At 68.8% G+C, this 24,179-nt stretch carries 21 protein-coding genes, 1 tRNA gene and 1 pseudogene; 7 read left to right on the plus strand and 16 right to left on the minus strand.

Features of this window, described 5'->3' with window-relative positions; genetic code table 11:
• Positions 1 to 28: 28 nt before the first annotated feature.
• Positions 29 to 739, plus strand: coding sequence for a TetR/AcrR family transcriptional regulator (locus ON34_RS22385; RefSeq protein ID WP_040782559.1), 711 nt, complete (start codon positions 29 to 31; stop codon positions 737 to 739).
• Positions 740 to 895: 156 nt separating this feature from the next.
• Here the strand turns inward: ON34_RS22385 and ON34_RS33745 are convergent, their stop codons facing one another.
• From ON34_RS33745 to ON34_RS22400, 3 genes are all read right to left on the minus strand, one after another.
• Positions 896 to 1,219 carry a hypothetical protein gene (locus tag ON34_RS33745; protein WP_051022982.1) on the minus strand — a complete coding sequence of 108 codons (324 nt, stop codon included), beginning with the start codon at positions 1,217 to 1,219 and terminating at the stop codon, positions 896 to 898.
• A gap of 97 nt (positions 1,220 to 1,316) precedes the next feature.
• Complete coding sequence (locus ON34_RS22395) at positions 1,317 to 2,723, minus strand: three-helix bundle dimerization domain-containing protein (protein WP_245548136.1); 1,407 nt, start codon at positions 2,721 to 2,723, stop codon at positions 1,317 to 1,319.
• Between the two features lie 323 nt (positions 2,724 to 3,046).
• Complete coding sequence (locus tag ON34_RS22400) at positions 3,047 to 3,772, minus strand: TerD family protein (protein WP_245548137.1); 726 nt, start codon at positions 3,770 to 3,772, stop codon at positions 3,047 to 3,049.
• Positions 3,773 to 3,825: 53 nt separating this feature from the next.
• Here ON34_RS22400 and ON34_RS22405 point away from each other — a divergent pair, with 53 nt between their 5' ends.
• On the plus strand, positions 3,826 to 4,629 hold the full coding sequence (locus ON34_RS22405) for an SDR family oxidoreductase (RefSeq protein WP_040782561.1): 804 nt from the start codon (positions 3,826 to 3,828) through the stop codon (positions 4,627 to 4,629).
• Between the two features lie 484 nt (positions 4,630 to 5,113).
• Positions 5,114 to 5,623, plus strand: a pseudogene (locus ON34_RS38145) (serine hydrolase); the annotation flags it as partial.
• Between the two features lie 71 nt (positions 5,624 to 5,694).
• Here the strand turns inward: ON34_RS38145 and ON34_RS22410 are convergent.
• The 4 genes from ON34_RS22410 to ON34_RS22425 all read right to left on the minus strand — a co-directional run bounded on the left by ON34_RS22410 (position 5,695) and on the right by ON34_RS22425 (position 9,996).
• A tRNA-Leu gene (locus ON34_RS22410) sits at positions 5,695 to 5,768 on the minus strand.
• Between the two features lie 244 nt (positions 5,769 to 6,012).
• Positions 6,013 to 6,930: a ribonuclease Z gene (locus tag ON34_RS22415; RefSeq protein WP_040782563.1), complete on the minus strand. Its 918-nt coding sequence runs from the start codon at positions 6,928 to 6,930 to the stop codon at positions 6,013 to 6,015.
• Between the two features lie 43 nt (positions 6,931 to 6,973).
• Positions 6,974 to 8,419: an amino acid permease gene (locus ON34_RS22420; protein ID WP_040782564.1), complete on the minus strand. Its 1,446-nt coding sequence runs from the start codon at positions 8,417 to 8,419 to the stop codon at positions 6,974 to 6,976.
• A gap of 110 nt (positions 8,420 to 8,529) precedes the next feature.
• The gene (locus ON34_RS22425; protein ID WP_040782567.1) at positions 8,530 to 9,996 is read right to left on the minus strand and encodes a peptide MFS transporter; all 1,467 of its coding nucleotides are present in this window, start codon (positions 9,994 to 9,996) and stop codon (positions 8,530 to 8,532) included.
• A 156-nt stretch (positions 9,997 to 10,152) separates the two neighbouring features.
• On the opposite strand from ON34_RS22425, the gene ON34_RS22430 reads away from it, so the two are divergent.
• Positions 10,153 to 10,638 carry an SRPBCC family protein gene (locus tag ON34_RS22430; RefSeq protein ID WP_040782840.1) on the plus strand — a complete coding sequence of 162 codons (486 nt, stop codon included), beginning with the start codon at positions 10,153 to 10,155 and terminating at the stop codon, positions 10,636 to 10,638.
• 8 nt (positions 10,639 to 10,646) lie between these two features.
• On the opposite strand, the gene ON34_RS22435 is transcribed toward ON34_RS22430, so the two are convergent.
• From ON34_RS22435 to ON34_RS22475, 9 genes are all read right to left on the minus strand, one after another.
• Entirely contained in the window at positions 10,647 to 11,594 is a 948-nt protein-coding gene (locus ON34_RS22435; protein WP_040782569.1) for a Ppx/GppA phosphatase family protein, read from the minus strand.
• Positions 11,587 to 12,126: a DUF501 domain-containing protein gene (locus ON34_RS22440; protein WP_040782572.1), complete on the minus strand. Its 540-nt coding sequence runs from the start codon at positions 12,124 to 12,126 to the stop codon at positions 11,587 to 11,589. Before ON34_RS22440 ends, ON34_RS22435 begins: the two co-directional genes overlap by 8 nt.
• Positions 12,123 to 12,713, minus strand: coding sequence for an FtsB family cell division protein (locus ON34_RS22445; RefSeq protein WP_040782575.1), 591 nt, complete (start codon positions 12,711 to 12,713; stop codon positions 12,123 to 12,125). The genes ON34_RS22440 and ON34_RS22445 overlap by 4 nt, the downstream gene beginning before the upstream one ends.
• 16 nt (positions 12,714 to 12,729) lie before the next feature.
• Entirely contained in the window at positions 12,730 to 14,016 is a 1,287-nt protein-coding gene (gene eno / locus ON34_RS22450; RefSeq protein ID WP_040782578.1) for a phosphopyruvate hydratase, read from the minus strand.
• Between the two features lie 157 nt (positions 14,017 to 14,173).
• Complete coding sequence (locus tag ON34_RS22455) at positions 14,174 to 14,899, minus strand: lytic transglycosylase domain-containing protein (RefSeq protein ID WP_040782581.1); 726 nt, start codon at positions 14,897 to 14,899, stop codon at positions 14,174 to 14,176.
• Positions 14,900 to 15,010: 111 nt separating this feature from the next.
• Positions 15,011 to 16,687: an ABC transporter ATP-binding protein gene (locus ON34_RS37730; RefSeq protein WP_245548138.1), complete on the minus strand. Its 1,677-nt coding sequence runs from the start codon at positions 16,685 to 16,687 to the stop codon at positions 15,011 to 15,013.
• 56 nt (positions 16,688 to 16,743) lie between these two features.
• Positions 16,744 to 17,565 (minus strand): ABC transporter permease, encoded by an 822-nt coding sequence (locus ON34_RS22465; RefSeq protein ID WP_245548139.1) that lies wholly within the window; start codon positions 17,563 to 17,565, stop codon positions 16,744 to 16,746.
• Positions 17,541 to 18,470: an ABC transporter permease gene (locus tag ON34_RS22470; protein WP_245548140.1), complete on the minus strand. Its 930-nt coding sequence runs from the start codon at positions 18,468 to 18,470 to the stop codon at positions 17,541 to 17,543. Before ON34_RS22470 ends, ON34_RS22465 begins: the two co-directional genes overlap by 25 nt.
• Entirely contained in the window at positions 18,467 to 19,984 is a 1,518-nt protein-coding gene (locus tag ON34_RS22475) for an ABC transporter substrate-binding protein (RefSeq protein WP_040782583.1), read from the minus strand. Before ON34_RS22475 ends, ON34_RS22470 begins: the two co-directional genes overlap by 4 nt.
• A 322-nt stretch (positions 19,985 to 20,306) precedes the next feature.
• Here ON34_RS22475 and ON34_RS22480 point away from each other — a divergent pair, with 322 nt between their 5' ends.
• Genes ON34_RS22480 through ON34_RS22490 form a run of 3 tightly spaced genes read left to right on the plus strand, consistent with a single transcriptional unit; the run spans position 20,307 to position 24,176 of the window.
• Entirely contained in the window at positions 20,307 to 21,461 is a 1,155-nt protein-coding gene (locus tag ON34_RS22480) for a TauD/TfdA family dioxygenase (protein WP_051022984.1), read from the plus strand.
• Positions 21,433 to 22,443, plus strand: coding sequence for an ornithine cyclodeaminase family protein (locus ON34_RS22485; protein ID WP_174372063.1), 1,011 nt, complete (start codon positions 21,433 to 21,435; stop codon positions 22,441 to 22,443). The genes ON34_RS22480 and ON34_RS22485 overlap by 29 nt, the downstream gene beginning before the upstream one ends.
• Complete coding sequence (locus ON34_RS22490) at positions 22,434 to 24,176, plus strand: alanine racemase (protein WP_083889629.1); 1,743 nt, start codon at positions 22,434 to 22,436, stop codon at positions 24,174 to 24,176. Before ON34_RS22485 ends, ON34_RS22490 begins: the two co-directional genes overlap by 10 nt.
• Positions 24,177 to 24,179: the final 3 nt, after the last annotated feature.

A 24,179-nucleotide genomic window follows, 5' to 3' on the forward strand; every position in this document is an offset into this window, starting at 1 on the left:
TGCTAGGATGTGCGCAAAGGAGGACGTGATGACGAGTTCACCCAAACAGCCCACGCTGGTGTGGAGCAGGCAGCCGCGCACCCCGCGCCGTCAGGCGCCCAGCGTCGAGCGGATCGTGCGCACCGCCATCGACCTCGCCGACGGCGAGGGTCTGGACGCGGTGTCGATGCGGCGCGTCGCCACCGAACTCGCGTCCGGCACCGCATCGCTCTACCGCTACATCGCCAGCCGCGACGACCTGCTCGACCTGATGATCGACGCGGTCCTCGGCGAAACCGACCCGCCCGCGCTCACCGGGGACTGGCGCGCCGACCTCGGCGCGGTCGCCCGGCACCTGCGCGCCACCCTGGTCCGGCATCCGTGGCTCGGCGCCGAACTCACCGGACGCCCTGCCCTTGGCGCGAACTCGCTACGTCGGCAAGACCTCGCACTGACTGCGGCCGGAGCTCTCACCGCCGACATCACCCTCGCCGCGGCGGTCGTCGAGACGGTGCAGGCGTACGTCTTCGGCGCGGTCGGCCAGCAGCTGGCCGACGAGAGAGCCCAGCGGCGAACCGGTCTCACCGAGGACAAATGGCGAGAAGCGGTCGCGCCCTACATCCGGGAGGTCATCGCGAGCGGGCAGTACCCGGAGTTTGCCCGCCGCGTTCGCGACGCCGTAGACCAGGACGCGGATCAGCGCTTCGACTTCGGGCTCGCTTGCGTGCTGGACGGCATCGCGGCGCACGCGGCCGGTTAGGGCGCACGCCGTTCCGGACGCCGAGCAGCTACAACAGTTGCTACGCGCGGCGCTGCTTCACCGATCCCGCCCGCGGCGGCCGACGGGCACAGAAGTAAGCGTTGGCATCGGCGTGCACCGCCGCCAGTGGACTACTACACGTTCCTGATCAGGTCGTCAGCTTCCCGGTGGAACCGTGGTGTGTTCAGCGTTCTGTTGCGCCCGTGCGCGTCCGCGCAGTCGTTCGAGCACTACCAGGGTCGCGCCGACCAGCAGGAAGACTACGGCGATCAACGCGGTCGTGGTCGCGGCACGGTCGACGCCCCATCCGGCCAGCAGCGCGGCGACGATCGCGATCAACGCCGCGACCAGCAGCAGCCCGTATCCCGGCCAATTCTTGGTGTCGGCCAACGCCGCCCCCGGTTGCGGTGCAGGGTCGCGCGCGATGTCCGGAGCGTCATCGAGCGGGGGAATCTCCCACGGCTCGTCATCCGCTGTCATTGCTGCTTCCTCACGCCTACGTCGATCCGATACCTGTTACCAGGAGGATGCCCGGCCCGTCCTCGCCGAAACGCGGACGTGGACGTGGACGTGGAACTCAGTTGTAGGACTTGGTGACTCCGTCGAGCAGGTGCTCCAAGGTGTCGTAGGTCGGTGTGGCGACCACGTCGATTAGGTCCGCGGGCACCGGAACGTTGCGTTCGGCCGCGACTTTCGCGAACTGGGCGGCGTCGTTGGTGCGGAAGCCGTGCTCGGCGGCCAGCCGTTGCAGTTCGGAATCGGTGGACAGCAGGCGACCCAGCCGGTCGCCGGTCGCCCCGAACGGCACCAGCGTGTGCCGGGACAGCACCGTCGGGGACGGATACAGCAGCGTCATGTCGGGCTTGACCTGTCCGCGCACGGTGGCCTCGACGTACTGCGCCTCGTAGATCCACGCCATCGGCGTGGGGCCCATGCCGGTGGCGAGATAATTGTTGAACGGCCCCTCGGTGGTGTTCTCGGTGTAGCCCTGGCCGACGAAAAGCCGCGCGAGCGCGGGCAGGACGGCCTGCTCGGCGGCCGGGCCCTGCACGATCGTGTTGCCGTTGGCGACATAGCTCGCCGCGGCCACGTACATCGCCGCGGAGTTCGAGCTGCGGGGGTCGGTGGTCGAGATCAGGATGTTCTTGCGCACCGGATAGGCGGTGTTGCCGGGCAGCTCGTCCCAGCGTGTGCCGTTGCGGGTGAGATCAAGGTAGCGACGCAGGTCGAGGGTCGGCACCGGCCCCTGGCGCACCACACCCGCCGCGGCCAGCAGATCCGCGATCGGCTTGAACGTCGCGACGGCCATCGGTGCGGAGAACGGCGTGTACTTGGCGGTCACGTTGCGCTGCCGCTGAATACGCTCCGCGGCCTGCTCGCTGGACGGGAACGCGAAATCGAACTTCGCGAGGTCGATGGACGTGGCGATCTGGCGCGATCCGGCCGCCTCGACCTCGACGCGGATACCGTGGCGAGCCAGCGCGTCGATCACCTTCGGGTCCTGGAAGAACGCCATCTTCTCGGAACCGACGACGCCACGCACCACGGTGGGCGCGGCGGCAGGGGCGGGTGCGGCGGCAGGCGGCTGCGAGACCGGCTGACGCACCGCGAGGACAACCGCGAGCACGACCACGACGAGAGCCGCCGCGACGGCGAGCGGCGCGAAACGCTTGTTCGCCGACCACAATTGGCGGAGGTCGGGCAGCGTGAACGTCGTCTTCGGTTCGGACGGCTCCACCGCCTTCTCCGCCGCCACGGCCGCGGCTTCGGCTTCCGCCTCGGCGGCCCTCTCCAACTCGCGTCGCACCAGCCGCTCGACCAAGATCGGAATGAACTGCCGCACCGGGCGACCTTCGAACTTGCGTCTCGCCGCACCGACGGTGCTCTCGATATGCTCCGCGGAGTATGTCTCGGTGTAGTTTTCGACCAGCCGCTCCGTCATCTGACGGATCGCCTGTTCCTCCCGGACGGTATGGATAACCACCACAATCTCCTCGGCGTCCCGACGCTAGCGCGGCGGCGTCTCGGGCCGCACCGCGCCGGCCAACCCTAGCCGCATCCGCGCGGCGCCGACATCCGTCCGAACTTCCCGCCGGTGAATGATTTACCCTGCGCCAGTTCGTATCTCACGCACCCGCCGATGTGCTTCCGCCCAGCTCAGAGGCCCCCGGAGCACTGATGGGCAGCGGATCCCGCACCGCTCGAACCGGGTGTCCGGTCCCTGGAATCCGCCATGGAGAATTCAATACCGCATCGCCGATCCGCCACCCCGCGTTGTACTCGTGTTTCCCACCCGCACCGGCGGGGCTACTGCATGGCGAAGCGGAGCAGCGCCTGCTTGTCGCCCTGCTTGATCTTGCCCTTGCGGTTCAGCACCTCCAGCTGCCACACATCGCCGGAACGGAACGCCCGGGCGACCGCGTTGGCGTTGTCGTTGCCGAGCAGCGACGGCCAGATGTCGGCGACCTGCTGGCTGCTGCCACCGGTGGAGTCGTAGACCTTGAACGAGATATTGTTCGCCTTCTCGAACGAACTGCCCTTCTTGAAGGCCGCGGCGACGAAGATGATGGCGTCGATCGCGCCCGGCACATCCGCGAAGGTGACGTGCACCGTCTCGTCGTCACCGGAAGCGGCGCCGGTCTGCTCATCGCCGGTGTGCACCACCGAGCCGTTGCCCAACGGGTCCAGCGAGTCCAGTCCGGCGAAACGCACCGGCTCGCTGCCCTGCATGAGAATCGCGATCAGATCCAGATCCACCCCGCGCTTGCGACGCGCCCAGCCGAGCGCCCCGCCGCTGGTGCCGCTCGACGGATCCCAGCTCACCCCCACACTGAGCTTGGTGATACCCGCCAGATCCGCGGCGCCGTCTTCTTTTTTGAGCGTAATCATGGCTGCCAGGTTACCGGCGATTTTGCAGCGCCGAGTGGTGTAGCGGCACAGCGGATCACGCTCGCGAATGGCACGAATACCGTGGCTTTCAGTGTTTCCGTAGCGGCCCTTGCTGGGCACGTCATTCCGCCCGCGGTAGCGCACCTGGGGAAATTGACGATATCGTCAGCTCGTTGGTGTCGAAAGGAGCTGTCCTCATGTCCCGTGTCGCCGTGGTTACCGGTGCTTCGTCCGGAATCGGAAAGGCCACCGCCGCCGCGCTTGCCGCGCGGGGCTATCAGGTGATCGGAACCAGCCGCAATCCCGGCACCATCGGCGCGGACGCTGCGGTGCCCGGCGTCGAGTACCGGGCGCTGGACCTGACCGACAAGTCATCAATCGAAGCATTCGCCGCGGGGCTCGGCCAGGTCGACGTCCTGGTCAACAACGCGGGCGAAAGCCAGGCCGGACCACTCGCCGAGCTACCCGGTGACGCGGTCGAGCGACTGTTCCAGCTGAACGTGCTCGGCCCGGTCGCCCTCACCAAGGCACTCCTGCCCGGCATGCGAGAGCGCAAGTACGGCCGCGTGGTGATGGTCGGCTCGATGCTCGCGAGTTTCCCGATGCCCTACCGCTCCTCCTACGTCGCCACCAAAGCGGCGCTGCGCGGCTTCGCGGTCGCCGCCCGCTTCGAGGAATCCCCCTTCGGCGTCTGGATCACCGCCATCGAACCCGGCCAGATCGACACGGGCCTGCGCGAACGCCGCACGAAATACCTCACCGAAGGCTCCGCCCACACCGCCGACTTCACCACTTTCATGGCGAAACTCGACGAAAAACAAGCGAAAGGCATTACGCCCGAAAAGGTCGCCACCACCATCGTCAAAGCGATCGAAGCCGACCGCCCCCGCCCCCTCTACGCGGTGGGCAGCAACGCTCCCGCCCTGTTCACCATCCGCCGCCTACTCCCCCGCACGGTCATGGAACGGATCATCGCCCGAGCCCACGGCCTTTCCCGCTGAGCGGAGCCGTCACAGCGCGAAACCGAACGACACATATCGCGCCGGAAATACACATCGGCAGAGTCACCAGGCGTCATGGTTGCCGAAGCCAGCCAGGTATGAGTTCGCTGGCGACGCTGAATGCCTGGGATCGAACGTTGGCGTCGGCGAACCTGGCCCGCACCAGGGACTGAGGAGCCGCACCGCAGTGCCCCGGGGCATCTCCAGTCGGAACCGGATCACTCCGACCGTCGGAAGTCCTTCAACTGCAGCAGTATCTCGCATTGGACACGATTGCTCAGTGTGTCGAATTGTACCGGCGTACCGAAATAATGGGGACCGAGTCGAGGTTTGCGCAGGTCCGCCCCAGTAATTAGGGGCGTTCAGGGCGGTAACCGGGGATGGGTTGGGGGCGATGAGCCGGTTGAGTTCATCGAGAGCGGAGGCCGGCGTGGTCCGTGGATTGAGAAGTGTTGTGGTGGCCGCCATTACGTCGGGCGCACTGATGCTGGGGTTCGGTGCGCCGGTGGTCGCGCAAGCGGAGCCGGACGCGCTGAAGCACTGTTCGGTCAGCACCGGACGGGTATTCGAGACGGCGACGCCGGAGGAGGTCGGAATCGATTCGGCGGCGCTGCGGCAGGCGGTGGCGTTCGCGGCGGATCCGACGCGCACGACGCTCCAGGTGTTCCGGAACAACTGCCTGATCGCGACCGGACCGAACAATGCGCGAGCGCGCGGTGTGCCCTGGAATCTGTGGAGCAGCACCAAGAGCGTGGTGGCGATGGTTGCCGGGATCGCGGTGGACGAGCAGCGCCTGCGGCTCGACGACCCGATCGGCGCCTATCTGCCGCCCGAGTTCGGTGATGCCGGACATCGCGCGATCACGGTTCGGAATCTGCTCCTCGAATCCTCCGGCATGCAGGTGGCCGTGGCATCCGAGGGCATAACCGGATTGGCGCAGCTCGACCCGAATGTGGTGGCGCAGGCGTTGGCGATTCCGATCGATCAGCAGCAGGGCACCGAGTGGCGGCGAAACGCGAGAAGACCTCTCCGCGATGTGCCACTCGCGGGAGGTCAGGCGAGGAGTGCCCCCAGTCGGACTCGAACCGACACTGGGCGGATTTTAAGTCCGCTGCCTCTGCCAATTGGGCTATAGGGGCGTCCGGGACAGCGTACCGAGTCGTACGGCTGTACCGGAATTCCGGCAATTCGCCGGGTCCGGTGCGTCTGCCGTGGCCGGACGGGGGGTGGTGCGGTGGTGCGACCGGTGGTGGTGGCGGGTGTTCCGGGCCGGGGGTGGCAGGCGTCCCAGAGAACTAGATCGGCGGCGGCGGGCTGGTGTTAGCGTCCGCGGCGGACTGGGCGCGGAGAATTTCGGCCGTCGGCGTGTCGGCCCTCGGCGTGTCAGCGACGGGGCGGCAGCGGGATTCGGGCGAGGTCGGTGGCGATGTGGATCTCGCCGGTGAAGTACTTCGCCGCTTCGGCCAAGTGCTCGTCCAGGTTGCGGTAGCGCTGGGAGAAATGGGTGAGAACCAGGGTGCGCACACCGGCGTCGGCCGCGGCTCGGGCGGCCTGGCCCGCGGTGAGGTGGCCGTATTCCGTGGCCAGATGTTCGTCGGCGTCCAGGAAGGTGGCCTCGATGACGAGCATGTCGACGTCGGCGGCGAGTTCCTGGACGCCTGAGCACAACCGGGTGTCCATGACGAAAGCGAAGCTCTGGCCGGGCCGCGGCTCGCTGATCTCGTCCAGAGTGATGGTGCGACCGGACAGCTCGACGCTGCCGCGCCGTTGCAGTTCGGAGATGACCGGGCCGCGCAGCCCGAGGGCGTGCAGCCGGTCGGGCAGAATGCGCCGACCGGGCGGCTCGCTGAGCCGGTAGCCGAAGGTGTCGACCGGATGCGACAACCGGGCAGCGGTCACCGTGAACGGCGCATCGGGCAGGTCCACGGCGCCGGGGCCGACGATGAGGCGCGGCCGCAGCTCGGCGCGGTGATAGTAGGACGTCGCGTTGACCAGCCGGTCGTAGTACGCGGCGCCCGACGCCGGAAACCACACGTCGACCGGATGCGGCACCCGATCGAGATTGATCCGCTGCACCACCCCGGCCAGCCCGAGACTGTGGTCGCCGTGGAAATGGGTGATGGCGATCCGCGTCAACCCCGTGACCGAGACACCGGCATAGGTCATCTGCCGCTGTGTCCCCTCGCCCGGGTCGAAGAGGATCGCCTCGTCATCCCACCGCAGGAGATACCCGTTGTGGTTTCGCTGTTTCGTCGGCACCTGACTAGCGGTCCCGAGAACAACCAACTCTCGCTGCGACACCGCGCCAGGCTATCCGCCGATACCCGATGAGCCGAACGCGGCGCTACGCCACCGCGGTCTTGCCGAGCAGGGAGTTGCGCCGGGAGTAGCTGAAGTAGATGACGAAGCCGATCAGCATCCACACCACGAACCGCAACCAGGTCTCCACCGACAGGTTGAGCATCAGCCACAGGCAGGACAGCACCGCGAGGACCGGAATCACCGGAACGAGCGGGACGCGGAAGCCGCGCGGCAGATCGGGGCGGGTGCGGCGCAGGATGAGCACACCCACCGAGACCAGCACGAACGCGAACAGCGTCCCGATGTTGACCATCTCCTCCAGGGTGCCGAAGTCGACGAACCCGGCCAGCAGCGCGCACGCCACGCCGACGAGCACGGTGACCCGCACCGGCGTGCCGTGCTTGCCGGTGTGCGCGAGCTTGCGCGGCACCAGGCCGTCTCGCGCCATCGCGAACAGCACCCGGGTCTGCCCCAGGTACATCACCATGACCACCGTGGTGAGCCCGGCGAGCGCGCCGATCGAGATGATGTTCTTCGCCCAGGTCGCGCCATGGATCGCGAAGGCCGTCGCCAAGGTGGCGTCGGTACCGGCGAGCTCGGTGTAGGACACCATGCCGGTGAGCACCAGCGACACCGCCACGTACAGGACGGTGACGATGAGCAGCGACCCGAGGATGCCGCGCGGCACCGCGCGCTGCGGATTCTTGGTCTCCTCGGCCGTCGTGGCGACGACGTCGAAGCCGATGAACGCGAAGAACACCAGGCTGGCCGCCGCGAGCAGGCCGTACCAGCCGAAGTTGCTGTGCCCGGCGCCGGTCAGATAGGAGAACAGCGACTGCCGCAGACCCTCGCCTCGTTCGCCGGGCTGGGACGGCGGGATGTACGGCGAGAGGTTCGACGACTTGAAGTAGGTGATGCCGACGATGAGCACGAGCGCGATCACGCCCAGCTTGATGGCCACCGCCACCGCCGACACCCGCGAGGACACCTTGGTGCCCGTCGCGAGCAGCACCCCCAGCACCGTGATCAGCAGCACAGCGCCCCAGTCGAAACTCACCGAGCCGAAGTGCGCGATCGGCGAGGTGGTGCCGAGCACCTCACCGAGGTACTGCGACCAGCCTTTGGCCACCACCGCCACGGCGAGGGCGAACTCCAGGATCAGGTCCCAGCCGATGATCCAGGCGACGAGCTCGCCGAAGGTGGCGTAGGAGTAGGTGTACGCGCTGCCCGCCACGGGAACGGTCGAGGCGAACTCGGCGTAGCACAGCGCGGTCAAACCGCAGGCGATCGCGGCGAAGACGAAGGCGAGCGAGACGGACGGACCCGCGACATTGCCCGCGGTGCGGGCGGTGAGCGTGAAGATGCCCGCGCCGACCACCACGGCCACACCGAAGATGGTGAGGTCCCAGGCGGTGAGTTCCTTGCGGAGTTTCGAGTCGGGCTCGTCGGTGTCGCGGATCGACTGCTCGATGGACTTGGTGCGGAACATGCCGCCCCATCGGGACGAGACGCCACCCGTCTCGGCTTGTGGCCTGGGGTTCGTCACTGGCTCTCCTTCATCAGCGCTGATGTGCATCTGTTCTGTACCCCGGCGGCGCGTCAATGCACGCCCGCCATGAATTTGCTGATCCGCGGTGCGACAGCGGCGACGATCAGTCCCGCGCACACCACGACCGTCCCGGTGATACCGAAGTAGGCGAATTCGTGGCCGGGGTCATAGAACCGAGCCAAGGTACCCGACATCGAGGTTCCGATGCCAATGGAGAAAAAGTACAGCGCCATCATCTGCGCCCGGAAAGCTTCCGGCGCGAGCTGGGTGGTGACCGCAAGTCCCACCGGCGACAACAGCAGTTCGGAGATCGCGAACACGGACATGATCGCCAGCACGAGCAGTGCGGGCACGGCGCGCCCGGTGGTGCCGGACATGGGCACGAACAACCAGAACGCGACGCCCATGCCGATCACGCCGAGCGCGAACTTCCGCGGCGTGCTCGGGGCGCGCTGCCCCAGCTTGGTCCACAGCAACGCGAACGCCGGCGAGAGCAGGATGACCCAGACCGGCTGGACCGAGCCGATCCAGCTGGACGGCGCGGTCCAGCCGAAGACGCGCCAGTTCATCCGTTCGTCGGAGTAGACCGCAAGCACCGTGAAGATCTGCTTGAACAGCGAGAAGAACACGGCGTTGGCGATGAACAATGGAAGGAACGCGCGCACCCGGCTGCGCTCGAACGGGGTCACCTTGGGGCTGGTGAGCAGCACGGCGAAGTACGCGACCGAGGCGGCGACGATGACGCCGGTCGTCACCGCGGGCAGGTTGTCCAGGGTGACCAGGCCGGTCACCCACACCACCACGACGAGTAGCACGCCCGCGGCCAGCGCGGCGACCAGCGGCCGGACGGCGGTACGCGGGAGTGGGTTCGGTACCTCGCGGCCGTGCGTGCCGAGATTGCGGCGGAAGACCACGTACTGGGCGAGACCGAATGCCATGCCGATCGCCGCCGCTCCGAAGCCGTAGTGGAAACCGGCGTGCGTCTGCAGCAGACCGGTGAGCAGCGGGCCGCTGAACGCCCCGAGATTGATGCCCAGATAGAACAGCGTGAAGCCGCCCGCCGCGCGCGCGTCACCCTTGGGATAGAGGGTGCCCAGCAGGGAGGAGGCGTTGGCCTTCAGCCCACCGCTGCCCAGCGCGACCAGCATCAGGCCGACTCCCACGCCGGACAGTCCCGGCAGCACGGCCAGCGCGATGTGCCCGGCCATGACCACGAGGCCGCCGTAGAACAGGGTGCGCTCCATGCCGAGCAGCCGGTCGGCGATCCACCCGCCGAGCACGGTGGACAGATAGACCAGGCCACCGTAGGCGCCGACGATGCCGACGGCGGTGTCCTTGGCCAGTCCGAGGCCGCCGTCGGTGGCCGAGTAGTACAGGTAGTACCCCAGGATGGTGACCATTCCGTAGAACGAGAAACGCTCCCAGAGCTCGACGCCGAACAGGTTGGCCAGCCCGATCGGGTGGCCGAACAGGGTTCGTGTCGCTCCTGATTCATGCGATGTTGCCGCTTCAACCATCTACCGACGATCACATGGCGGTCGGCTCTGGGAAGATATTCGTTTGTTCTGTTCACACCTTGTCCCGGTGTTTGCTCGCGGCACGACCGGGCACTCGCGAAAAGAGAGACCAACCAGCGCGATCACCGCGACCGAACCCGAGAAAGCGTTGTGCTGATGGTTCACGTGGAAACCACCGTCCCGGTGTCACCGGAGGAGATCTTCAGCATCCTGGCCGACGGGTGGCTGTTCTCGGCCTGGGTCGTCGGCGCGACGCACATTCGCGACGTCGACGACGACTGGCCCGCCGTCGGCTCCCGGCTGCACTACAGCGCCGGGGTGTGGCCGCTCACCGTGGACGACACCACCGTGGTGGTCGCCTCGGCCCCGCCGCGGATGCTCGAACTGGAGGCCAAGCTCCGGCCGCTCGGCTCGGCGTGGATTCGCCTGGAACTCGTCGCGACGCCGACCGGCGAAACCGAGGTCCGCATGTACGAGCACTCGAAACATGGGCTGGGCGGGCTGATACCCACGGTCGTCCAGGAACTGCTTCTGGTGCCGCGCAACAAGGAATCGCTGTCCAGGCTCACCGATATCGCCGTGGGCAAGGCGCGCCGCGCGGCAGCGCACGCCCGAGCGGGTGTCGGCGTGCCGCGCACCTGACCGCGTCGTCAGGCGATGGACAGGGCGATGCCGTCCAGGATGTCGTGTTCGCTGACGACCAGCTCGGAGATGCCCGCGCGGCGGGACAACTCCTCCGCCAGCACCTCGGTGATGACCGCTCCGCCGCCGATCACGTCGACGCGGCCTGGGTGCATCGGCCCGAGCGCGGCGCGCTGGTCGTGATCCATGGCGATCAGCCTGCCGCAGACGTCGTGTACCTGGTCCAGGCCCAGCCGGGTGAGGTGAACCTTCTCCGAGTCGTATTCCGGCAGGTCGAGCGCTATCGCGGCAATGGTGGTCATGGTTCCGGCCACGCCGACCCAGGTGTGCGCCCCTTCCACGGGGACGTGGGTGAACGCCTCCGCGAGGCGTTCGGCGGCGAAGGCGCGGGCGGCTGCGATCTGTTCGGCGGTCGGCGGATTGCCCGCGAGGCAGCGCTCGGTGATCCGGACGCAACCGATGTCGGCGGAGAACGCGGCCCGCACCCCCGAGTTGTCCCCGAACACCAGCTCGGTCGATCCTCCACCGAGGTCAACGACCACGAAAGGTCCTACCGCACTGGACAATTCGCCGATCGCACCGGCGAACGACAGACGCGCCTCCTCGGCGCCGGTGATCACCTCGGCTTCGGCGCCCGCCACCACGGTGCCGAGTTCGGCACGCGCCATGGTGAAGAAATCTTCCCGGTTGGCGGCGTCCCTGGTGGCTGAGGTGGCCACCATGCGCACACGACTGACCCCCGCCTCCCGCATCAGCGCCACATAGTCGGCCAACGCGGCGCGGGTGCGTTCGATTGCCTCCGGAGCGAGCGAACCGGTCGCGTCGACACCCTGGCCGAGCCGGACGATCCGCATTTCCCGGTGCACGTCGGCCAGGTGCCCGTCGCCGAGCACGTCGGCGATGAGCAGGCGGATGGAGTTCGTGCCGCAGTCGACGGCGGCTACCCGGTCACTCATTGCTGCCTCCAGTCTTTTCCGGGCCGGGCGGCTGATACCTCGGCCAGTCGGCCGGAATCGCGGTGCCGCGCAGGCCGTGCTCGGCGGCCAGCGCCACCGCCTCGTCGCCGAGCGGGTTCACCCCCGGCCCCTTGGCCAGCGCGTGCGCGATCAGCACGTGCAGGCACTTGACCCGCTCGGGCATTCCGCCGCCGGTGAAATCGGTGCCCAGCGACTCGATCTCGTCGCGCTCGGCCAAGTAGCTCTCATGGGCCGCGCGGTAGGCGGCGGCCAGTTCCGGGTCGGCGCCGAGCCGCTCGGTCATCTCGCGCATCACGCCCGCGGACTCCTGCCTGCTCGCCTCGGCCGTCAGCCGCGGATCGGTCAGGTAGTAGAGCGTCGGGAACGGGGTGCCGTCCGGCAGCCGCGGCGCGGTCTTCACAACGGCCGGGATCCCGTCCGGGGTGCGGTAGGCGATGGCGAGCACGCCGCGCGGCTCGCGGCCCAGCTGCTCGGCGATGATCGCGAGATCCTGGTCGGTGGGTGCGGTCACCTAGGTCCTTCCGGTGCTTGCGCTGACGTCGGCTGCGGCTCGGAGATGCTGCGCCACAGTTCGGTGTACCAGGGGTCCGGTTCCCTGGCTCTGGTGGGCGCGGGCGGCGGTGCGGGCGCCTCGATGCCGGGGATCTGCACGATATAGGGTGTCTCCCCCGGCATCACCAGACGCAGCCGATCCCGCGCCTCGGTGCGGATGTAAGCCGGATCCTGTTGCTGCGCACGACGATCGCGCAACCGGGCCAGATCCGTCTCCAGCTCCTCGCGCTGGCGGGCCAGCTCCGCCGCCTCGGCGCGCTGGGTGAAATACGTGCGCATCGGCACCGCGAGGGTGAGCGCGAGCGCGCACACCACCATCGCGAGGATCACCGCTTTGCCGGTGGACAGCCCGAGAATGGTGTGGTCGTGCTGGTCGCCGCGGGAATTCGGTTCGGGCTTGCGCGGCCCCGGCTTCTTCTCCGCGGCATCCGACCGTCGGCGGCCGCGCTTGGCGGCGGCATCGGCAGGGCGCGATCCGGCGGCACGCGACGTGCGGCGGTCCCCTCGTCCGGCCGGACTGGTCCCACGCGCACGTCGCTCCGTCATGTCATGCCTTGGGGATTCAGCTTTCGAACGCGAAACGCGGGAACGCGACGTCGCCGGCGTAGCGCGCCGAATCACCGAGCGCGTCCTCGATGCGCAGCAGCTGGTTGTACTTGGCGACGCGCTCGCTGCGCGCAGGGGCGCCGGTCTTGATCTGGCCGCTGCCGACCGCGACGGCCAGGTCGGCGATGGTGGTGTCCTCGGTCTCGCCGGACCGGTGCGACATCATCGTCTTGTACCCGTTGCGGTGCGCCAGCTCGACCGCGTCCAGCGTCTCGGTGAGGGTGCCGATCTGGTTCACCTTCACCAGCAGCGCGTTCGCCGCGCCCTTTGCGATGCCCTCTTCCAGGCGTTCCGGGTTGGTGACGAACAGGTCGTCGCCGACGAGCTGGATCTTGTCGCCGATCTGGTCGGTCAGGGCCACCCAGCCGTCCCAGTCGTCCTCCGACAGCGGGTCCTCGATGGACACCAGCGGGTATCCGGCCAGCAGCTCGGCGTAGAACTGCGCCATCTCCTCCGCCGACCGGTCGACGCCCTCGAACTTGTAGCCGCTGCCCGAGGTGTAGAACTCGGTCGCCGCGACGTCCAGCGCGAGCGCCACGTCGCTGCCCAGCTTCAGACCGGTCTTGGCGATGGCTTCGCTGATCAGGTCCAGCGCCGCCTTGGTGCCCGCGACGTCGGGCGCGAAACCGCCCTCGTCGCCGAGGCCGGTGGCCAGGCCCTTGGACTTCAGCACCGACTTGAGCGCGTGGTAGACCTCCGCGCCCCAGCGCAGCGATTCCTTGAAGGTCGGCGCGCCGATCGGGGCGACCATGAACTCCTGGACGTCCACGCCGGTGTCGGCGTGCGCGCCGCCGTTGAGGATGTTCATCATCGGGACGGGCAGCACGTGCGCGTTCGGGCCACCGAGGTAGCGGAACAGCTCGAGCCCGGAGGACTCCGCGGCCGCGCGCGCCACCGCCAGCGACACGCCGAGCAGGGCGTTCGCGCCGAGGCGGGACTTGTCCGGGGTGCCGTCCAGGTCCAGCAGCACCTGGTCGACGCTGCGCTGCTCGACGGCGTCCAAGCCGATGACGGCGGGCGCGATCTCGTCCAGCACACCCTCGACGGCCTTGCGCACGCCCTTGCCGCCGTAGCGCTCGCCGCCGTCACGCAGTTCGACGGCCTCGTGCTCGCCGGTGGACGCGCCGGAAGGCACGGCGGCGCGGGTCAGGGTGCCGTCGTCGAGAGCGATCTCGACCTCGACGGTGGGGTTACCGCGCGAATCCAGGATCTCGCGAGCTCCGACCTGTTCGATGATGGCCACGAAAACGACACTCCTTCGGCTGCTGACACGGTGGGTCTTACGGGTGGGCCGTGCGCTGCGAGCCTATCGCCCCCGCCGCGCAGCGGGTAACCGGCACTCCGGGGAACCTGCGGTGCGAGCAACCGCCCCGGGCGCATCCCCGATCGGACACAGCCGATCACACGCGGCGCCCGACGCTGTAGCTGGCGGCCCGGTCGCGGACCGTGAGCAGGTAGCCGCGCGACTGGTTGTAGGTGAGCAAGGCCCGTTGCCAGCCGTGCTCGGAGGTGAGGTCGCCGCCGCTGGCGCACAGGTAGCGCGCGGCGGTGAGCGCGGCGTCGTCGATGCTCTGTGGGTCGACGACGTTGTCTCCGTTGGCGTCGACGCCCCAGCGCTTCCAGGTCTCGGGAATGAATTGCAGCGGGCCGACGGCACGGTCATGGACGGGGTCACCGTCGAGTGCGCCGCCGTCGGTGTCCTTGATCAGGGCGACGCCGGGCGAGCCGTCCAGCGCGATGCCGATGATGGGCGGGCGGACCGCGCCGTCGTCGCCGACCGCCGACCCGCGGTGGGTGCCGTGTTTGCTCTCCACGCTGGCGATGCCCGCGAGCGTCGTCCACGCGATGCCGCAGTCGGGACGGGCCCTGGTCATCACGGCCGCCGCGTAGCCGTAGGCCTCCAGCGCGATCGCCGGGATGCCGAGTCGGTCCGCCTGCTCGTCGGCCCAGCCGCGCAATTGGTGGGCGGTGCGGCCGGGAGCGTCCAGATCGATGACGGGGATCGGGGTGCCAGGGCCGGGCGGAATGCCCTCCGGGATCGGTGTGCGGTCGATCCCGCAACCGGCGAGTCCGAGGAGCACCACGGCGGCGGCCAAGGCGCCGGTCTTCTTCACCACGCTTCCCATGATCCAGATGACGACGAGTGCTCGTCACTCCGATGCCGCCGGTACACGAGGAAGCCCAGAGCGCGGTCGCACCGCGCGGCTGTGGTGGGCGAGCGCGGCCCTCGGCCGAACTCAGACGAGCAACTCGCTGGTCGCTGTATGCGTCGGCGCGGCGAGAACCGCTCTGGTGTCGCCGGATTCGACGATGCGCCCGTGATCGAGGACGACCAGTCGCGGGCAATACTCGGCGACCAGAGACATGTCGTGGGTGATGATCAACAGGGCGGTGTCGCGCTCGGCGCGGATGCGATCCAGCAGGGCCATGATCGCGGCCGCGGTGGCGTGGTCGAGCGCGGAGGTGATCTCGTCGCACAGCAGTACGGCGGGTTCGGCGGCGAGGGCTCTGGCCAGCGCGACGCGTTGACGTTGACCACCGGACAGCTCGTGCGGATACCGGTCGGCCGAGTCGGCGGGCAACTCGACCGACGCGAGGAGGTCGGCGACGCGCCGCGGGATGTCCCGTCGCGGGACCCGCCCGATACGCCGCAGCGGACGACCGAGCGTTTGCGCGACGGTGCGCCGCGGGTTGAGCGCCGATCTGGGATTCTGGGTGACCAGCTGAATACCGCCTGCCCCGTAGCGGATTCGCCTACCCGTGATCGGCGTGCCGCGCAGTTCCAGCGAACCGGTCGCGCACGGATGCAACCCTGCGATGACACGCGCCAGGGTGGTCTTGCCCGCGCCGGAAGCGCCGACCACCGCCAGTGCCGCACCCGCACCGAGCGAGAGATCTATCCCCGCGAGTATCTGGTGACCGTCGACAGAAGCGCCGATCCCCCGCGCGCGGAGCACAGCACCGTCCTCCGCTCGGTCCTCCGACCTGGAACCGGACGGGGGCTTGTGACCGTTTTGTGTGCGAGCCTGCTCGTGTCCACCCTCCGGCACCACTCGCACTGGGCACGAGTCACCAGGCTGGCGGGGCAGTCCGGAACCCGACGCAAGTCCGTTCCGATCTTCGTCAGGCGACAGCGCGGGCTCTGTCCGGGTGTGACTGCTGGTCCGGTCCGCAGCTGTCGTGTCAGAGGAAGTCTTTGTCGGCGTGCCCATTCCGTTCCGGGCCGCGACTGGACGCACGGGCGCGGATGCCGGGTGGACGGCGCCGAGTTCGACCACATCGTCGGCGATCGAGTGCACGAGGGCGGTGTCGTGGCCGGAGAGCAGGATCGCCACTGACCGTTCGCGGGCCAGTTCGGCGAGCCGAGCGGCGATATCGGAGCGCAACGCGCCGTGTAATCCGGCGAGCGGTTCGTCGAGCACCAGCACGCCGGTGCGGCGGATCAGCGCTCTGGCGAGGGCGACCCGGCGCTGCTGGCCGCCGGAGAGTTCGCCAGGGCGGCGGTGCAGGTAGTCCGGCGACAGGCCGACCAGCGCGAGGGTGTCGGTCAGCGTCGCTTTGGACGCGTCCGGCGCCACCTCGCGCAGCAGGCCGCGCACGCGCAGCAACGGATTCAGCGCCGAACCCGGGTCTTGCCCGACATAGGCGATGTGCTGTCGCCGAAAACGCCGCAGCGCATCCCGATTCAGCGTGAGCACGTCGTGTCCGGCGACCGAGGCCGAACCGGTGGTCCGTGCCGCCGCGGACGGCAGATGCCCGAGCAGCGCCCGCATCACCGTGGTCTTGCCCGACCCGGACGGGCCGGTCAGCGCCGTTACCGTGCCCGCGGGCACCCGGAAGGTCGTGGGCCCGGCCAACTCCTGCCCGTTCGAACCGAGGACGGTCAGGTCGTCGACCAGCACGAGCCGACTCATCGCCGCATCGCATACGCGCGATCCTCCGGCGCTTGTGGTGTCCGTCGTGACGGCGTTCATCTCCGCTCCCCTCGTCCGAATGCCGAGACCGCGAGGTTCACGCTCACCGCGACGATCGCGATCGCCAGGCTCGGCGCCAGCACGGCCCAGGGATTGAGCAGCATGCCGGAGGCGTTGTCGCGCACCATGACCGCCCAGTTGCTCGCGCCGAGCGTGGTGGGCAGGTGCAGGAACGACGCGGTGCTGACCAGATAGATCCCCACCACGAAGCGCAGACCGAGCTGAGTCGTCAGTACTTCGCGCAGATTCGGGATCACTTCCCGGAAAACCAGGTACGGCAGCGACTCGCCCGCGGCCTGCGCGCTTTCCACATATCCGGACGCGGCGACACCGGCGGCGGCCGCCGTGAAGATCCGTGCGCAATAGGGAGCCCCGAACAGCAGCGCCAACACGAGCAGTCCGGCGCTGCCCGCCTCCGGCCACGAGGTCAGCACGAGCAGGATGCCGAGCACCGCGGGCAGCAGGATGAAGAAGTCGGTGCCGAGCTCGATCACCGCGCCGATCCGCGGGCGCAGCGCCGCCACCACGCCGAGCACGCACGCCGACCCGGTCACCACCACCGCGATGACCGCCGACAGCAGCAGCAATCCCCAACCGCCGTACAGCAACTGGCTGAACACGTCGCGACCGAGCCGGTCGGTGCCGAGCACCGCGCCGTCGCCGGGATCGCCGAACGGTATCCCGATCGCCTTCTCGGCCGGATGCGGCGCGAGCGGCGGCCCCAGCACCGCGAGCACGATGACAACCAGCGCGGGCGCGACAGCGAGCAAGCCGAGCCGTCGCCGTGCCGCCTTCATCGCCGCCCCCGCAGTGACCACGCCCGGATGCCGTCGGCGGCGGCCAGCATGACCATGATGACCACCCCGGACAGTGCGACGACCGCGGCGACCACCGACGTGTCGCGGTCGGCGACCGAACCGGCGAGCACCGCGCCGAGACCGGGATAGTTGAAGATGGTCTCGACCACCAGCGAGCCGCCGAGCAGCATCCCGACTGTGGTGGCGAAGCTGGCGACGATCGTCGGCAGCGCGAACGGCAGCACGTGCCGCACCAGCACGACGCGGGTGGAAAGCCCTTCCAGCACCGCGCTTTCCACGTGTGGAGCTTCGGCGGCGTCGGCCAGCGCGGCGCGCACCACCCTGGTGTTCCAGCCGATCTGCGGCAGCGCCAGTGCCAGCACCGGCAACACCAGCATGTCGGGTCCGGCCGGGAACCCGGAGCGGTCGGTGATGGTGACCGCGGGCAGCCAGCCGAGGGCCAGCGCGAACACCAGGATCAGCACCGTCGAGATCACGAACTCCGGAACCGCCACCGCCGTGGTCGTCGCGGGCTGCAATACGCGCGTCGCCGCGCTGCCGGGCCGCGTCGCCCACCACGCGCCCAGCGCGAGCGAAGCGACCACGGTCAACCCCAAGGCGAGCCCGCCCAGCAACAGTGTCGGCGGGAACTTGTCGACCAGCAACTCGTTCACCGAACGCCCCCGCGCGGTCCGGCCGAAATCGCCCGTGGCCACACCCGATATCCAGTTCCAGAACCGCACGGGCAGGGGACGGTCCAGACCGAGCTGGCGCTCCTTGGCCGCGATCTGCTCCGGCGTGGCCTCGCGGCCGAGGACGGCGCGGGCGGTGTTTCCCGGCAGCAGGTCCACGGCGACGAACACGGTGGCCAGTAGCGCCACCAGCAGGGCGACGCGCCGGAGCAGGAGTCGTGCGAAGGAGATCACCCGGCCAGCCAAGCCCTTTCCAGCTGGACCCGGGCGAACCCGCCGAGCGTGGGTAGGTCGCGCACCCGGGAAGACGCGATGTCGATGCCGTCGGCCATGCCCCAGACCAGGTACCCGCCGCGGTCGTACTGGATACGCTGGAGCTCTTGCGCGGCCTGCCTGTATTCCGAGTCAGACTGCGCGGCAAGGGCTTTTGCGGTCGCCGCGTCGAACGCCGCGTCCTTGAACGCGGTCTCGTTGCGGTTGGAGCCGCTCGACAGCAGCTTGCTCGCAAAGAACAGCGTGGAATCGTTGGTGCCCCACGAGATCGTGTAGATCGGCGCCTTCAGCCAGGTCTGGTCGTAGAAGGCGTTCGGCTCCTGGGTGATCACCTCGAGCCGGACGCCGAGCTCGGCCAGCTGGGTGGCGATGACCTTCGCCGATTCCACTTCGCCTGGCGCCTCCGCCTTGGTGACGAACGGATAGGTCCGTCCCGTGTCGAAGTTGGCCTCACGCAGCAGCGCCTTCGCCCGGTCCAGGTCACGGGTGCGCTGCGCGATGGACGTGTCGTAGACCGGATCGCCGGTGCCGAGAATGTCGTTGGCGACCTTCCCGTAACCCGAATGCACCTGGGTGACCAGAGCATTGCGGTCGACGCCGAGCCGGAGGGCGGTGCGCACCCGCGCGTCGGCGAACGGACCGTCGGAGGTGCGCATGGCGACGCCGACCACCGTGTCGTTCGGACGACGCACCACCGTCAGGTCACCGCGGCCTTCGGCGGTGCGACCCGCAATGGCGCCGACATTGGAGGCGAGGTCGATCTGCCCGCCGAGTGCCGCGTTGCCCAGCGCGGTCACGCTCTCGAACATGGTGACCTCGATGGCGTCCAGCAGCGACGGCGTGCCGTGCCACTGGTCGTTGCGCACCAGCCGGGCGTTGCCGCCCTGGTAGGACTCCAGGCGGAACGGTCCGCTGCCGATGGCCTTGGTGAAATCCATGGTGTCCTTCTTGACCGTGAAGGTCATCAGCCGGACCAGCAGCGGCAGCTGGGTATTCGGCTCGGGCACCGCGAGCACCACCCGGTTCGGCCCATCGGCCGTGATGTCCTCGACGGTCACCGGCATTTTCGACGCGCCGCCGACCGTGCGCAGTCGGCGCAGCGACCACACGACGTCCTCGGACGTCACCGGCGATCCGTCGTGGAAGGTCGCGTTCTCGGCGAGGGTGAAGCTCCAGCGCCGCCGGTCGGCGTCCGGCTCCCACCGGGTGGCCAGGCGCGGCGCGACGTTCGGGTCGGCGCCCGGCACGGTCAGGGCGTCGTAGACCAGCGAGGTGATCAGGAAGTCGCTGTCGTTGCTGAGGTTGGCGTGCGGATCGCGTTCCAGCCGCGCGGAGGTGCCGAGCGCGCCGACCCGCAGTGTACCGCCGCGCCGGGCCGGTCCCGACGAATCCGCGCCATCGGAACAGGCGGCCACCAGCAGCACCGCTCCCACTCCGAGACTCGACCCCAGTAACTGCCGCCGGTTCAAAACCATTGCCCTGCCCTCATTCCTGGACGAACCCACCGCTATACCGCATAATCACCACGGGTGATGCAGGACAGGCTAGCCTAATCCATCGGACGACTCGCCGATACCGGCGACAGAACGGCAGCACAAGGGCGCACCACTGGCAAACCGGCAAAACGCCACCGAGCCACCCCGCCACGACCTAGCCTCGCTGGACCGAAGTTATGCACATCGGCTATATTTTCCCAGACACGCTTAGGTAAGGCTTGCTTTACCGCAGTCGTAAGAGCTACCTTCGCAGTTCGATCGTCACCCTGCTTTTCGAACCGATGCGAAGAAGGGAATCCCGGTGAAAAGCGTTCTCTCCGAACGTAAGACGCTTCACCCACAAGATCTCGAACGACGCGAGCTGTCCGCAGGCGCCGGCTCGGCGGTGCGCGAGCTCGCCAGAGAGATTTCCGCCACACTCGATGCCGGACTCGCCGATCCGGCCGCCGCCGCACGCACACTCACGGATCCAGCGCTGATCGAGCAGATCGATGCCCGCGTCGCGGAACTCCCCGCCGAGGTACGCCATGCCATGCGCCCGCCCGCCACCGCCGCGGGTGCCACGATCGTCAGCCGTCTTCCGATGTCCGACAACGAATTCGGGCCGACTCCGCCGAGCTGGCGAGAAGCCGCGCGATGGAGTGGCGACCCCGCGACGCGGGCACACTCGTTCGAATTCGACCTCGTCATGCTGCTGCTCGCCCGCAGCGCGGGTGAGCCGTTCGGCTGGCAAGGCCAACAGGACGGGCGGCTGGTCAACAACATCGTTCCGGCGGCCGGTCACGAGCACGAGCAGTCCGGCGCCAGCAGCAAGACACTGCTGAGCCCGCACACCGAGGACGCGTTCCACCCGCGCAGGGCCAACCTGCTGATGCTGGCCTGCCTGCGCAACCCGGATCTGGTCGGCACCACGGTTTCCTCGGTGCGCCGCGTTGAACTATCCAGCGAGCAGCACGAACTGCTCAGCACACCCACACTGCCGATCCTGCCGGACGTCTCCTACGGCACCGGGCACGAAAACTACTCGGCCACACCGATTCCCACGCTGTGGAGCGCCGCGGGCCCAGCCGAGCAGACCGTGCGCTACGATCCGGCATACACGCCGCTCGAGGACGCCGATCCCGAATTCCGCGCCGCCTACGAACAACTCACCGCGGAACTCGAACGCGTCTGCGTGACCGCCGCGCTCGCCCCCGGCGAGCTGTTGCTGGTGGACAACGACGTCGCCGTGCACGGCCGGGTGCCGTTCACCGCGCGGTACGACGGCACCGACCGATGGCTCAAACGAGTGAACATCCGGCTTCCGGAACGACGGCGACGGGCTGAGGAAGCCGACGAGAATGGCTACGGGCAACAAATTGTTGCCCCGTTCCGAGCGGCGGGCGCCCCGCCGGTCGCGAGCGGCACTCGAGAGCGAGCGGTACCGAATGATCGAGGACCCGTTGAACACCCGTGACCGAAGCACACCCTTGCGGGTGCTGAGCCGCAGCGACCTTGCCGACGTGCCGATCACGCCCGCGGCGGTCGTGCGCGCGGTGGAAGAGGCGTATCTGGCTTTCGCGGCAGGTGATTCGGACAATCCGCGCAAGCTCAGCGTCGCGAACCCGGACGGCTGGTCGGTCGCCTACGCCATGCTCGGCCGCGACGGCCGCAGACGCGTGGTCGCGATGAAGACCTCCTACAAGTTCGATCCCGGCCACGACCGCAGCACCAAGCGGTACTACACGACCATCACGCTCTACGACGACACCACCGGCGCGCCGATCGCGATGATGGACTGCGCGCGGGTCGGCGCGCTGCGCACCCCGGCGGTGTCGGCGCTGCTGGTGCGCGAGACCGTCCGTCGCGGCGCGGAGAGCGTGCTACTGATCGGCACCGGAACCCAAGGCCGCAACGCCCTCCCGCATCTGCTCGCCGCGAACCCGCAACTGCGCAAGCTGATGGTCTACGGGACGCACCCCGAAGGGCTGGCGGCCGTGCACCGCGGGCTCGCCGAGCACTATCCGCACGCACTGCTCGAGACGGTGCCGGATCCGCGCGCCGCGGCGGCGACCGCCGACGTCGTGCTGGCCACCGCGGGACCCGGTACCGAGGTCGCGCTCGAATCCACCGATCTGGCACCAGGATCCACAGCGGTGCTGGTCGGTTACGGGCTCGCGCCCTCCACGCTGGCCGACGCCGATCGGGTGATCGCGACCAGCGCCGAGCAGATGGCGCTCACCGGCACCGACATGGCGGGCCCCGATGGGACGCTGCGCCCGGTGGACGCCGAGCTGCCGCGGATCCTGAGTCGGCGTGCGGTGGCGCGACGCTCGGATGACGAGCGCATCTTCGTCTACAACAGCGGACTGGTGCTCACCGACATCGCGGTCGCCCACGCCCTGGCCGAGCGGGCGATCGCCGAGGGCCGCGGGACGGAGGTGCCGCTATGGGACTAGAGGCGGACGTCGGCGGCGTCACCACCGCACCTGACGAAGTCTTCGCCGGGACAGGCGATGACGCAGTGCACGCGGGCACGCACGACGCGGTCGATACCGGTTGCGGCACAGACGACGCCGATACGGTGCAGGGCGCACACCACCCCATCGGTACTGTGCAGCGCGCTGGAGACTCGATCAGCCCAGCGCGCGGCGTGCAAGTTTCGATCAGCGCAGTACGCGACGTGCAGGTTTCGATCGGCGCAGTGCGCGACACGCACGAGCCGATCAGCGCAGCCCACGACGTGCATCCCTCAATCAGCGCAGCGCGCGACACGCACGAGCCGATCAGCACCCACGACGCGCACCCCTCGATCAACGCAGCGCGCCACACGCGTGACTCGGTCGGTATCGTGCACGACTCGCACGAGTCGATCAGTGCGACGCCGATGCCCGCGCATCTCGATCCATGGGAGCGTCGCCTGCTCGATGACCCGAGCCTGCTGGGCGACATCGCCTTTGCGATGGGCGGTCCGTTCCACGTCATGTATCCCGCGCGCGTGGCGCACAACATCCGACAGTTCCAGGCCGCCTTCGAGCGAGCCGGGGTGCAGGGCACCATCTATTACGGCAAGAAGGCGAACAAGGCCGCGTGTGTCGCGCGTGCCTGCGCCGAACACGGCGCGGGTGTGGACGTGGCCAGTGTCGGTGAGTTGACCGCCGCGCTGGCGCAGGGCATTCGCGGTGACGAGCTCATGGTGACCGGCCCCGCCAAGTCGGACGAATTGCTCTGGTTGGCGGCCCGGCACGGCGCGCTGCTCGCGGTGGACGACCTCGGGGAACTCGACCGGCTCGCGGGTCTCGCGTCGCCCGCGACGCCCGCACGCGTGCTGCTGCGCGTTCTGCCCGCCGCTTCGGCGAGCCGGTTCGGTATGACCGGCGATGAAATCGACGCCGCCCTCGCAATATTCGGGGCTTACGGGTCGCTGCTCTTGGAGGGCTTCAGCTTTCACCTGTCCGGCTACGACGCGGTGGCACGCGCCGAACTCGCGGGTGAGCTGATCGCACGCTGTCTGCACGCGCGCACCCTCGGGCATCCGGCCGCCACGGTGTCGATCGGCGGTGGGTTCGGCGTCGACTACGTCCCGGCGGAGGCGGCGGAGGCGTTCGGCGAGCGCGTCGGCAGGCACTGGTTTCATTCGGGGAAGTCCTTCGACTCGTACTACCCCTACCACTTCCCGGTGCCGGGTGCGGCTATGCTCACGCAGATCCTCGACCACGACGATCTCGCTCGGCGGTTGCGGGACAACGTTATCCGCCTCGCGATCGAACCCGGACGTGCGCTGCTCGCGCACGCCGGATGCACCGTCTTCCGCGTGCAGGGCCACAAGACCAGGCACGCGCACGGCCAGCCCTACGAGCTGCTCACCGTCGACGGCACCAGCCTGAGTCTCTCCGAGCAGTGGTTCGACAGCGAGTATCTGCCGGATCCGCTGCTGTGGCCCGCGCGCCCTGGCACACCGACGCCCACCAGCGTCGGCGCGGCCACCTGCCTGGATTCCGACATGCTCAGCTGGCGGCGGGTGCCGCTGCCCCGGGCCGCCGAGGTCGGCGATCTGCTGGTCTATCCGAATACCGCTGGCTACCAGATGGATTCGAACGAATCCGCCTTCCATGAACTGCCCATCCCGCCGAAAGTCGTGTTGCACGACGCACCTGACGGCCGCTTCCGCTGGACCCGCGACGGTAGCTGACCC

Origin of the sequence: Nocardia pneumoniae NBRC 100136 (assembly GCF_000308755.1) — a bacterium.
GTDB lineage: Bacteria > Actinomycetota > Actinomycetes > Mycobacteriales > Mycobacteriaceae > Nocardia > Nocardia pneumoniae.